This is a genomic window from Stenomitos rutilans (assembly GCF_059505485.1).
Window position 1 is genome coordinate 37,817 of sequence record NZ_JCACKR010000100.1, and the last position, 12,631, is coordinate 50,447.

Here is a 12,631-nt window from a genome sequence, read left to right on the forward strand (position 1 = left end):
AAGGCAAAAGGTTACAAATTCCCGAACCCCTTCTTCTTCTTCTCCTTCTTCTTCTTATTGCTGCTTCCGGTTGAGTAGCCGCGCCAGCCTGGTTGGGGTGGACGGTTGCCGCCCATGTTTCCCATCCCGCCCATGCCGCCCATACCGGGCATTCCGGGTATGCCACCCATGCCAGGGAAGCGTCCTTGTCCCATTTGCTGCATCAGCGATCGCATCTTCTGGAAGTCGCTGACGAGCTTGCTGACATCGCTTTCGGCATAGCCAGCGCCCCGTCCCACACGACGACGACGACTGGGCGAACCAGATAGCAATTCAGGGTTTTTACGCTCGGCGACGGTCATAGAGCCAATCATGGCTTCGGCTCGCTTAAGCTGGGTTTCGCCGTGTTGCAACTGTTCGTCGCTGATTTTGCCCATGCCAGGAAGCATTTTCATAATGCCGCCCAAGGAACCCATGTTTTTGAGCAAACGAGTTTGCTTCAGGAAGTCGGTGAAGTCGAACTTGGCAGAGAGAATTTTCTCCTGCATCTTTTCAGCTTCTTCCATGTCTACTTCTTCCCGCGCCTTCTCGACGAGGGTGAGGACATCACCCATGCCTAAAATGCGAGAGGCCATGCGATCGGGATAGAAGGGCTGTAACGCTTCGACCTTTTCGCCGACCCCGATGAATTTGATGGGCTGACCGGAAATTTGCCGTACCGAGAGCGCTGCCCCACCGCGCGTGTCGCCGTCCATCTTGGTCAGAATGGCACCTGTAATGCCGATTTGGCTGTGGAAGGTTTGGGTGAGGTTGGCGGCTTCTTGGCCCGTCATCGCATCGACGACGAGCAGCACTTCATGGGGCTGCACAACGTTTTTGATCTGCGCCAACTCTGCCATCATGTCGGCATCAATTTGCAATCGTCCAGCCGTGTCAATGATGACAGTGTTGATGCCATCCGCCTCCGCTTTCTCGATTCCCTGGCGAGCGATCTCAACGGGGTTTGCATCTTTGCCCAGTTCAAAGACGGGTACATCAATCTGGCGACCGAGGGTGAGAAGTTGGTCGATCGCGGCTGGACGATACACATCCGTTGCCACAAGCAGGGTCGAGCGATTTTCTTTCCGCAGGTGCAGCGCGAGTTTTGCGGTTGCTGTGGTTTTACCCGTACCCTGCAAGCCTGCCATGAGGATGACGGTGGGTGGGGTGTCGGCATTCGCTAAAGGCGCATTGTCGCCCCCCATTACCTGCACGAGTTCGTTGTGAACAATTTCAATAAACTGCTGATCGGGACGCACCCCTGAGATCACCTCTGCTCCCTGAGCTTTGGTTTCCACCGCTGCCACAAAGTCCTTGACGACCTGAAGGTTAACATCCGCTTCCAGCAGAGCGCGTCGTACTTCACGGACTGCATCCTTGATGTTGGTTTCGGAGATCTTGTCCTGACCTCGCAGCTTTTTCCAGGTAGACTCCAGGCGATCGGAGAGCGCTTCAAACATGACTCGTTTCTTGCCAGCTAGGGATTGCTATCAGCAGAGCGTGATCGTGGGACACTCAACGCAGCCCGATCGAACATCGCTGCCTGCTCTTTATCCAGATTAGCGCTTTCGGTTCGCTTCATCCGGTGAATCCACGAAAAGGCTGGTATGGATGAAGTGTTGTTGCGTGCTGGGGCTGGACTGGCTACCCCAGAATGCTTGCAGTAAGCTGGTGACAGGATGGCCTCGCAGCGTTCTGGCAATCGACTCATCCATAGAGACGGATTGAATCACACCAGAAGAGCAACGCACCGGGGCATACTAGCTGAGACTAACCTGAATCGTTACGCACTCGTTGGAGTGTTTCTCCCGCTAAGGCAGACCACTATGCATATTTCTGAGCCATCCACTATGCCGTTGAGCGAGCATGATGCGGTCGTTACTCAGGCCAATGATCCGGCGAGACATTCCCCGGATCGGCTGGCGATAGCGCTAGAGCCTTTGCCCCTCGATTCGTCTTCTACGGAGACGGCACGGCTCAAGTCGGAGCTAGAACGGCCTGGGTGGTGGCATCATTTTCAACAATACAGTCGGTTATTGATTGCGGTGATTGAGCCGATCACGCTGACGTTGCAGCACGCTAATGATTACTTCTGCCAGATGGTAGCGGTTGAGTCTCAAGGTGCTCAAGGTAATCTAGGCGATGTGCTTCAGCAGCGCCTCAGCGAAACGGACAATCATGCGATTCAACGGCTGTACCGCAGACATTTGTTGCATCGGATCTTTCAGCGGCTTTATCAGGTTAATCTACAGGGTTCGCGGTTGCTCGATGAGCCTGTCATGGTCACACTTCAGAGTCCGCTGTATCCAGAACCCCGTCACATTGAGTTTTGGCTGCGATCGGATCAAATTACCACCACGCGCTTAGATCCTCAGCGAGATGAGTTTGCGGCTCTGGGTCTGGCGCACCTGACTACGCAGGCATTAGAAGAGATGCTAGCTAATCCAGCACAGTTTGACGCGCTAACCCAACGGCTAGAGTTAGACAACTACCAGATTGAAGGGTCGCTGTTGCTGGAAGGGCTGGATATTACCGAGCGCGAGATTGTGCGCCGCATTACGCAACTGTTGATCGATCGCGATTCCATTTTGCGGCCCCAAAAATTTAGCGAACTGAATCAGCAAACGCGATCGCTCTTTCGTGCTCAAAACACGCTGGTTCTGAGCATTGAAACGGATCAGATTCGCTTGTTTATGGGTTCCATCACGGCTGAACCCCACACAACGATGTATCCTCTGGAGGCGCTGCAACAGTCTCACTTCATGCACGCCATTCGTACAAAGCAAGTGCTTGCGGTGCCTGACCTTGCTCAAGATCCCCGCACCGACGGAGGGCGGCAATTGGTCGCTATGGGGGTGCGTTCCTTGCTGTTGATCCCCCTGCTATCACCCCTTGTGGGGGGTACGGAGGCAGAGGCTCCAGAGGGGTATGCGACAGTACAGGATGAATCGGTGGACTCTTTAAAGACACCGGGTGATGACCCTGTAGAAAGTTCTCAACCTGCTGTCTCAACGCAGCAAGACCCCGTATCCCAATCTACGTCTCTACGGGCGGTTGGCGTTGTGGCGCTTTTGAGCGATCGCCCCCACAACTTTGATGCGATCGACTGTCGCTATGCTGAGCAACTAATCCCTGCGTTTACCAGAGCGCTCACGGCAGCGCAACGGCAGTTAATTCAGCAGCGGTTTATTACTAACATTCACCCCGCTGTGGAGTGGCGGTTTTTGCAAGAAGCTGAGCGACGGGGATTGGGGTTGCCACCAGAACCGATCGTGTTTAGCAACGTGTATCCTCTCTACGGCATTTCAGATATTCGCGGCTCGTCTGATGAGCGTAATCGGGCGATTCAAGCCGATTTGCTGGAGCAGTTTCGGTTAGGGTTAGCGGTGGTTGAGGTCGCCTGCACTGCCAGAGACACGATTTTGGGCAAGCAATTGCGCCTAGATTTGCTCGAACACATTCGGCAGATGCAGGAGTGCGTCACGGTCGATGCAGAAGTCAGCCGCCTGCGCTATCTACGGGATCATCTGGAACTTTATTTCGACTATTTCGCGCAGTGTGGGGAAGCGGCGATCGCGGCTGTAACGGCCTATCGGACTGCTTGCGCGAACGACCATGAATGCGTGTACCGTGCGCGCGCCCAGTACGATGACCTGATCAGGCAAATCAATGCGCGATTGCGCGAAACCTGGGATCGCTGGCAAGACACGATGCAGCGCACCACGCCTCATTACTGCGACATCGAAGCTACCGATGGCATTGACCATATGCTGTATGCGGGAGCCTCGATCGATCCCAAGTTTGGTAGCTTTCAGCTTCGAAGTCTGCGTTACGAGCAGCTATGCGCCGTATGCGACTGTGCCAGAACGGCCTTTAAGCTCCAAGAGCTATACATCACACACATGCAAGTGACGCATCTTGTGTTGGTGCAAGATGCCGCGATCGACATTTTTCACGACGAAACAACAGAACGCATGTTTGATGTGCGGGGTAGCCGTGACACGCGCTACGAAATTGTGAAAAAGCGCATTGATAAAGCGATCGACGAAGAAACGGGGGCACGCATCACCCAGCCTGGCATGCTAACCCTCGTCTTTTGCACAGAGGATGAGTGGGCAGAATATCAGCAGTACTTCCGCTACCTGATGCGCGAAGGCTGGGTGGATGAGCATATCGAGCGTGGCACGGTGCAGCCACTCCAAGGGGTGACAGGGCTAAAGTATGCTCGCATTCGCATTCTTCCAGTAGGGGATGTGGTTTAGAAGGTTTCCGTAGGAACATGATCAATGCCATATCTCTGTAGAAACCTCAAACTCGTCCCTTAAATTTGAACTTAGTTTAAACCTAACCACTCTAGTAAACCCTGGCCGGTGACGTATTCAATCACCAGCGCGAGTGCAAACCCAATCATGGCAGCACGACCATTGAGGCGCTCGGCGTACTCGCTAAAGCCAAACTTTGGTTCTTCGATCTTGGGGGTAACAGTTGGTTGGGGTTGAGTCATGGTGCAGTCGCTCTCATCAAATAAGGCTGAACGGAATCCGATACGTCCTATAAATCTGAAGGCGAGCGCTCGCTTTCACAATAGCTGACGTTCGGTTACAAATGTTTACATTTTTATTGTAGCGTTTGCTTGGCTAGTCTAACTGAAATAATCCTAAAACGATTGCTAAAAAAGATTGGAAACGACCGCATCAGCCGATTGCAGAAAGTCCCTGGTGTTTTCATCGGGTTTAGCTTTCTCATGGCTGGATGAACGAACACGATCGTACGGCTTTCTACCCACGTTTACTCCTTTTAATCGGTTTTCAAGGGCGATCGAAGGCGATACAGTAGTAGGGAGGTCTAAAGTAACAACTCTTAACAGAGACTCATCTGGCTTGGATCGCTCTACTCGGCTCGTAGGTTCGTACCAGTGGCTTTCGTTCTGCGTGAACCGCTGCAAAGTTTCAGGCAAAATGGAACAGGGAGCCGACATTTCACTGTCATTTAGCAAACGTCTGGGTAGGCATGGTTATGCAAAAAACATTACGTTCATTGGTTAAGCACTGGGTTAAAGCGATAGTGGCGATCAGCTTGGTGGTTGCGCTGTCCTTTGGTCATGCGGATGGTGCTTTAGCAGCTGGTGGGGGACGTATTGGGGGTGGTTCCTTCCGTGCCCCCGCCCCTCGTTCTTACTCCGCTCCACGCAGTTATGCACCTGGCCCTGGCTACGGTAGTGGTTACTACCCTGGTGGCGGTTTCGGTCTTCCTTTCCTGTTCCCGGTCTTTGGCATTGGCGGCGGTTTTGGCGGTTTGTTCAGCATCTTGATTTTTCTGGCAGTTGCAAACTTTCTGGTGCAAAGCTTCCGTCGATCGCGCTCGGACGACGACAGCCTGGGTTACAGCACTGAAAGCCCAACCATCTCGGTTGCCAAACTTCAGGTTGGTCTGTTGGCAGAAGCAAGAGAGCTACAGGCTGATCTAAACGCGATCGCTCGCAAGGCCGATACTAGCTCTACAACGGGTTTATCTGAAGTGCTTCAGGAAGCGACACTAGCACTGTTGCGCCATCCCGAATATTGGGTTTATGCCGGTTCTACCGTTCAGCAAACCCGTTTAGAAGCGGCAGAATCTCAGTTCAACCGTCTGCTGATTGCAGAGCGCAGTAAGTTTACTGGCGAAACGCTGTCTAACGTTAACAATCAGTTGAAGCAAGCCTCTAGCAGCAGTTTGGCTGTGGCTGAAAAGGCGGGTGCTCTGGCAGAATCTGGCCCTGGTGAATATATCGTAGTGACGCTGCTGGTTGGTTCTCAAGGCAAACTGCAATTGCCTACGGTCAACAACTCCAACGATCTGCGTCAAGCGTTGCAGCAATTGGGTGGTGTGTCGGGCGATCGCCTCCTGGCGTTAGAAGTGCTGTGGACACCGCAAGCTGAAAACGAGGTACTAACGACTGAAGATGTAATCGTTCAGTATCCCGATCTGAAGCTTGTCTAAAGTTTGCTCGCTCAGGTTTGATGCAGCGATCGCTGCATTGCGAATGAAGAAAAGGGGGGCTGCTCAGCTTCCCTTTTTTTACGTACCCATTTCGAGTTTGGATTAGTATCTGGCAAACATTTTTGCAATCTGGATCTGTAGTAAAAAATGAAGTCTAGTATTGAGTTGAGTCAACGATCTGCTGTGGGCGATCGCTACTTTGACTATAGGACTGACGCAGTCGCCGCCTCAATCCCCCAATTCTGGGAGACTTTGAGTGCTTGCTCCCCCTTTCTTGTATGCCCGCTAGGGCTATAAATTGGGAGCTGGGGGCCAGTTTTGCAAGAATTTGCGTAAGTCCTAACTAAAACAAAGTCACTTTCTCGTGATGCCCTTTCTTGTGACGGCCTTTCTTGGGATGCAACCGCAATGACCTCTTCCCTTCGGACGTTAGGAACTCCACCCAATGCCTGGTCGGTGAATGCCACGATCGCAGATATCACGCGTCCAGCGCTCGAACCTCATATCATTACGCTACCCACTGAGACTAAAACGTTGCGTCTGGATTTGGCAAAAGCGGCAATTTTGGTGATTGATATGCAGAATGACTTTTGCCATCCCGATGGCTGGTTGGCGCACATTGGCGTTGATGTCACTCCGGCGCGTGATCCGATCGCCCCACTTCAAGGCTTGCTGCCAGTGTTGCGCACGGTACAGGTGCCGATCGTGTGGGTGAACTGGGGCAACCGTCCCGATTTGCTCAACATTAGCGCGGCAGCACGGCACGTTTATAATCCAACCGGAGACGGGGTAGGATTGGGCGATCCTTTACCAGCAAACGGTGCTCCTGTGTTGATTAAAGATAGCTGGGCTGCTGCTGTTGTCAATGAACTAGAGCAACAGTCAGACGACGTTCGGGTAGATAAATATCGAATGAGCGGCTTTTGGGATACCCCTTTAGACAGCATCCTCAAAAATCTGGGTAGGACAACGCTTTTCTTTACAGGCGTTAATGCCGATCAGTGCGTGATGGCAACGCTGCAAGATGCCAGCTTTTTGGGCTACGACTGCATTCTGGTTTCAGACTGCACCGCAACCACTTCCCCAACCTACTGCTGGCAAGCAACCCTGTATAACGTCAAGCAGTGCTTTGGTTTTGTGGCAGAGTCGCACGCGCTTTTGACTGCAATTAAAACAAAGGAGTAAAGGGGCAGAAGGCTAAAGGTTGACCACTCAATTAACTCAAAACTCAAAATTCTTAACTTTCTACCCATAACCCCTGACTTAACTCAAAACGCTCTCATCCATATTTTTGAGGCATACTCATGGACTCTGAAAGCTGCGTTATTCCGGTTGTCAAATCGCCGCTCGATTACCAGGCGTTTCGGATTAGTCCTCATGATACGAACCGCTTGGCGATCGTGTTTGATCCCCAAATCGCAAATATGTCGCTGACTCTTTGCGTCGAAATCTTTGATATTGGTGGTAAAACACCTCCAAACCGCCATCAGCTTGCAGTGGAAATGTTTTTTGTCCTGAAGGGTGAAGGGGTAGCAACCTGCGACGGTAAAACCGTTTTTATTCAGGCAGGTGACAGCATTTTGGTGCCGCCTACAGGCATTCACAAAATTGAAAACACAGGGCCAGATCGCCTCTATGCGCTCTGCTTTATGGTGCCTAACGAAGATTTTGCGGAACTCATTCGCAGCGGCATTCCGGCTGAGCTAGATGAAGAAGACATGGCAGTGCTGAGACGTACCCCGTCGCCCGTGTTCGCTACAACACTGAGCACCGACTAATCTATACGCTGTTTTGTAGAACTGCTACCGGGGTTCAGGCTACTGCTAGGACTAAAGGCCCAGATCTACAGGGGACCACGCCGCTCGCGTCAATCTTCCCCTAGTAGGATGGTTATGACAGAGAGCCGATTAAGGTGGTTACGGGACGATCGTTGCGAGTCGCGGTTAGACAAGCGCAACTCGATCGCCTTAATTGTGCGTTGGATGACTGTATGCAATTGGATATAACCCAAGCAAAGGCAAAAACACACCACTCTCTGCGAACTCTTTTGTATCGATCTAGGTGTAGCAGGTGGTTTACCCGGCTTAGTTTGGGACTGGCTACGCTGGCGCTGATTGTGATGACGGCTTCCATGAGCTTAGGGCAAAGCGTTGTGCCCTCCTATCTTCAGGCACCAAAAGCAACTGCGGCACCAGACCCATCGAATGCGACTGCAACTTCTTCTGCGATCACAAACTCCTCTACAGCGGCAACGGCAGATGTCGCACTGGACGGACGAACCTTGTTTACAATTGCGGCTCCCGGTATCAGCGCTCAGCAGAGACGTGATGGCCCTCCTCCCATCCGAGAGCGGGTGCAGAACATTGAAAAGGGACTCAATCAGGTTGCAGATAATCCTAATGATCCCAAAACATTAGACGTGAAAGCGGTGGTGGACGAGTCCAGCCGGCAACCTGTGATCTCCATTGGCGATCGCTATCTAATGACGGTCACTTCGCTAGATGCTCAACTTCAAGGCCAAGATCCAGAGCAGCGGGCCACTGAGTTGACCCAAACCATTAAGGAGGCGCTAACTACGGCTAGACAGGAGCGACAGCCGCAAGCGCTATTCAAGCAAGGATCGTTAGCGGGACAAATTGCCCTTGGGCTTGTGGTGGTCAGCGGTCTTCTGGTGCTAGTACAACGTTGGCTCAAAGGGCAACGAAAGCGACTACTAGCTCAGTCTGAGGCAGTGAATGAAACCGCTCTAGAGTCTGACCCCAACAGCACAAGAGCGATGACAGCGGTGCAGGAGCAAATTGCTCAACGGCGCTACCGCACTATCAATGACGTACAGCGGCGATTGTTACAAACGATTCAGTTGGGTCTCTGGTTAAGCGGCATTTTGGTCATTTTGGGTCTGTTTCCGTATACCCGTTGGATGCAGTCACTCGTACTATCCGGGCCGTTGAAGATTTTGGGAGTCGTTGTGGTGACGTATCTGCTCATCCGGGTGAGTGACGTGGTGATCGATCGCTTTTTTAGCGTTCTAACAACCAATGAATTGCTGTCGCCCGATACGTCTCAACGCTTAGCGCTACGAGTGACCACCTTTTCACGCGTGCTACGTAGCGTGATTGCCACTTTTTGGGTTAGTACGGGGTTACTCACTGCGCTGTCGATCGTCGGTGTAGAACTGGGGCCCGTCCTGGCTGGGGCGGGTATTTTGGGCTTAGCGATTTCCTTCGCATCCCAAAACTTGATCAAGGATATCATTAACGGCCTGCTGATCCTCTGGGAAGACCAGTACGCTGTCGGAGATGTGATTCAGATCGGCAAAGCCTCCGGGTTGGTAGAAACCTTGAATCTTCGGATTACCCAACTTCGCAATTCTGAAGGTCGGTTGATTACCATTCCCAATAGTTCGATCACGGTGGTCGAAAACCTCTCGAAGGACTGGTCACGGGTGGATCTGGGTATCACGATCGCCTACGATGCGAATGTCGATCGCGCGATCGCTGTTGTCAAAAAAGTTGGCGAAGACATGACTAGCGATCCAGCCTGGAAAACAAGAATTCCTGAACCCCCTGATGTGTTGGGCGTAGATGAGATTAGCAACGATGGCATCACGTTGCGGGTGTGGATCAAAACCCTGCCGCTCCAGCAATGGAATGTTGCCCGCGAATTTCGCCGTCGCCTTAAGTACGCCCTCGATCAAGAAGGCATTGCGATAGGCCTCCCTCAACAATCCCTCTGGTTCCGTAGTTCAACAGACCTACCGCATCTCACTGATGGCAATGATGGCAGCGATCGAACCCCAAAGACTGCAGGTAAAGTTCCAGAGAATGGTAGAGAGTGAGGGGGTAAGGGAGAGGGTAGAAGGTTAAGAATTTTGAGTTTTGAGTTGATTGAGCCGTCAGCGGTCAGCTTAGCCTACCCTTCGGGAAGCAAGCTACATACCTTATCCTTTAGCCTTCATCCCTCATTTCTTGCCTTCTATCTTTTACCTTTTGCCCTTTACCTGTTTCCTTCTGCTTTCCCTCCTCCCTACTCTCTCTCCGACCTTTGCCCATCGCGTCGTCCAAGTTCGTAGATGGCGCAACCAATGCACGCGAGTATGCCAACGCTGATGGCCCAACTGCGTCCCAGCGTCAGTTCTACAAGGTAGTTGCACAGTGCGCCTGCAATGAGAAAGGGCACAATGCTGAAAATAGAGGCGTAAAAGGCATTTTGAGCTTCTCGGCCTTTGCGAGTTCGTTCAAACTCTTCGGCGGACGTGTAGAGTGATCGCTCGGCAAAGTTAAACCAACGATTAAGCTGATGGGTGACCCACTCGCTAAGGGTGGCAAACCCTAAATACAGCGACAGTGACCACAAGCCTGTGCCCGCGATCGCAACTGCGCTCAGGTGAATCTCGAAGGGGATGAAATCAAACATACCAATGCCAACCTGAAACGAAGACGGTAACCTGGCTCAGATGGCGATCATAGAAGCCATCCAAGCCATAGAAGCTTGTTCAGTATCTTAACGAAAAGTTAACCCTTAGCAAACTAGCGTCTCGGCGATGAGAGGCGTACTGGCGATCGAAGATGGTCAGGTAGAAAATCACGGCATCCGGGAATGCTGGTAAAGTGCTGAACAAATACTCAAAAGCACGAGGCAGAAGGTTTAAGGCTAAAGAAGTTGTTGGTTTTTAGAAGAAAGCTGGACAGTTGACGGCTGACCGCTGATTGCTGAACCCTGATTGCTACCCCTGCCTGTTTCGCTCCCTTTCCCCTTCACTTCCCCTTTGCCCGTGGAAAAACTCTACCCTTCTTCAATCAACATTCCGCAACTGCTGGCGACTGCCACGGCTCACCATCAAGCCGGACGCTTATCCCAAGCCGAACAACTCTATTGTCAAATTTTGCAGCAGCAGCCCCAGCAGATTGATGCGCTGAACTTAATGGGTGTGATTGCGTGTCAGCAGGGCAAGCTGGATGAAGGCATTGCCCTGTATCGGAAAGCGCTTGCTCAACGTCCTGGTTACGTGAGTGCGCGGGAAAATTTGAGCGTGGCGCTGTGGAAGCAAGGCAAGCAAATGATTGAAGAGGCGATCGCCTCCTACACTCAAATCATTACCTTTCAACCGGAGAACGTGCAGGCGTATCATAACCTGGGTGTGATTCTGATTGAGCAGGGCAAGTTGGATGAAGCCATGAGCTATTATCTCCAGGCGCTAGCAGTGCAGCCTAACGATGCCGTTGCCCTCAATACCATTGGCACGATTTTGCAGCAGCAAGGGAAGTCAACCACGGCGATCGTCTATCATCGCCATGCACTAGCAGTGCAACCAGACTATCCTGATGCGCTTAATAGTTTGGGCACGGCACTGCAAGATCAGGGGCAGGCTCAAGAAGCGATGGCGTGCTTTGATCGGGCATTAGCCCTTGATCCTAACGATGCCAATGCTCGTTACAACCGATCGCTGATCTTACTCACAGACGGCAACTATCGTGAGGGTTTTCCAGAGTATGAATGGCGCTTCAAAACCCGTGAGTTTCCTCCCTGCCCGTTTCGACAACCCGTCTGGGATGGTTCTGATCTGACAGGACGCACGCTTTTGCTCCACGCAGAGCAAGGCTTGGGCGACACGATTCAGTTCATTCGCTATGCTGCGATCGTGGCGCAACGAGGCGGACGCATCATCCTGACCTGCCACCAACCCTTGATACGCCTTCTAGCAACGGTGCCCGGTATTGAGGAATTCATTCCGTTAGGCTATCCAGCACCTCATTTTGATGTCTACGCCCCGTTGATGAGCCTGCCAGGGATTTTGGGCACCACTCTGGAAAGCGTTCCGGCTCAAGTACCGTATCTCAAACCGCTACCAGATAGCCACATCGATCTTGCTGTGGCTGGTTCAAACAATCCAGAGACACCTCGGTTGAAGGTTGGTCTAGTTTGGTCTGGTGGACATCTTTACAAGAAAAACCAGAGTCGATCGTGCCCGCTGAAGCACTTTGAATGGCTACTGCAACTGTCAGATATCGCATACTACAGTTTGCAAAAGGGCATTGCTCAGACTGCTTTGTCTGAACTTGGATGGGATTCTCAAATACAAGATTGGGGCAGTCAATTAAACGATCTCGCCGATACGGCTGCCGCGATCGCTCAGTTAGATCTGGTCATTACCGTCGATACGTCGATCGCCCATCTCGCAGGTGCGCTCGGTAAACCTGTCTGGGTGCTGCTGACCTACCTTCCTGACTGGCGCTGGATGCTGCACCGCGAAGATACCCCCTGGTATCCCACCATGCGCCTGTTTCGCCAAACCCAACCAGATGATTGGCAGGGAGTGCTCGATCGGGTTTCGCAAGCGCTGCTCCAGCACAGTACACCTACTTTAAAAGGGTCGGCTCCATCAGAGGATGTCTGAGAAGTATCAGAGACGCTGCCTTCGCCCCCTCAATCCCCCAATTCTGGGGGACTTCCACCTCAGAACCCCTCAAATTTGGGCATTAATATACTTGACGCACCACACTTTTATTTCGTGAGCGGAAGTAAATAAAAATAGAAGTGTTTATTACAAACTATTACAGAAAATAGTCCAAAAGAACTACGGTTGTGCATCAGACAAGGGTGGGATAGGTTAAAAGGTCATGCCAAGTCCAGG

At 52.0% G+C, this 12,631-nt stretch carries 10 protein-coding genes; 6 read left to right on the plus strand and 4 right to left on the minus strand.

Features of this window, described 5'->3' with window-relative positions:
- Positions 1-11: 11 nt before the first annotated feature.
- Together ffh and AC5JLP_RS19980 are read right to left on the minus strand one after the other, a co-directional pair.
- Complete coding sequence (gene ffh / locus AC5JLP_RS19975) at positions 12-1,478, minus strand: signal recognition particle protein (protein WP_496069698.1); 1,467 nt, start codon at positions 1,476-1,478, stop codon at positions 12-14.
- A 17-nt stretch (positions 1,479-1,495) separates the two neighbouring features.
- A complete protein-coding gene (locus tag AC5JLP_RS19980) occupies positions 1,496-1,729 on the minus strand; it encodes a hypothetical protein (RefSeq protein ID WP_496069699.1) in 234 nt (77 codons plus the stop codon).
- A 115-nt stretch (positions 1,730-1,844) separates the two neighbouring features.
- Between AC5JLP_RS19980 and AC5JLP_RS19985 the strand changes: the two genes are divergently transcribed.
- On the plus strand, positions 1,845-4,280 hold the full coding sequence (locus AC5JLP_RS19985) for a GAF domain-containing protein (protein WP_496069700.1): 2,436 nt from the start codon (positions 1,845-1,847) through the stop codon (positions 4,278-4,280).
- Between the two features lie 71 nt (positions 4,281-4,351).
- Here the strand turns inward: AC5JLP_RS19985 and AC5JLP_RS19990 are convergent, their stop codons facing one another.
- A complete protein-coding gene (locus tag AC5JLP_RS19990) occupies positions 4,352-4,522 on the minus strand; it encodes a hypothetical protein (protein WP_496069701.1) in 171 nt (56 codons plus the stop codon).
- A gap of 512 nt (positions 4,523-5,034) precedes the next feature.
- Here AC5JLP_RS19990 and AC5JLP_RS19995 point away from each other — a divergent pair.
- The 4 genes from AC5JLP_RS19995 (at position 5,035) to AC5JLP_RS20010 (ending at position 9,835) form a co-directional block, all read left to right on the plus strand.
- Positions 5,035-5,997 (plus strand): DUF1517 domain-containing protein, encoded by a 963-nt coding sequence (locus AC5JLP_RS19995; RefSeq protein WP_496069702.1) that lies wholly within the window; start codon positions 5,035-5,037, stop codon positions 5,995-5,997.
- Between the two features lie 408 nt (positions 5,998-6,405).
- The gene (locus AC5JLP_RS20000; protein ID WP_496069703.1) at positions 6,406-7,182 is read left to right on the plus strand and encodes a cysteine hydrolase family protein; all 777 of its coding nucleotides are present in this window, start codon (positions 6,406-6,408) and stop codon (positions 7,180-7,182) included.
- Positions 7,183-7,301: 119 nt separating this feature from the next.
- Positions 7,302-7,775, plus strand: a complete 474-nt coding sequence (locus AC5JLP_RS20005; RefSeq protein ID WP_496069704.1) for a cupin domain-containing protein — start codon at positions 7,302-7,304, stop codon at positions 7,773-7,775.
- 341 nt (positions 7,776-8,116) lie between these two features.
- Positions 8,117-9,835, plus strand: coding sequence for a mechanosensitive ion channel family protein (locus tag AC5JLP_RS20010; protein ID WP_496069705.1), 1,719 nt, complete (start codon positions 8,117-8,119; stop codon positions 9,833-9,835).
- 188 nt (positions 9,836-10,023) lie between these two features.
- On the opposite strand, the gene AC5JLP_RS20015 is transcribed toward AC5JLP_RS20010, so the two are convergent.
- Positions 10,024-10,413, minus strand: coding sequence for a hypothetical protein (locus tag AC5JLP_RS20015; RefSeq protein WP_496069706.1), 390 nt, complete (start codon positions 10,411-10,413; stop codon positions 10,024-10,026).
- Between the two features lie 358 nt (positions 10,414-10,771).
- On the opposite strand from AC5JLP_RS20015, the gene AC5JLP_RS20020 reads away from it, so the two are divergent.
- Complete coding sequence (locus AC5JLP_RS20020; protein ID WP_496069707.1) at positions 10,772-12,394, plus strand: tetratricopeptide repeat protein; 1,623 nt, start codon at positions 10,772-10,774, stop codon at positions 12,392-12,394.
- Positions 12,395-12,631 lie beyond the last annotated feature (237 nt).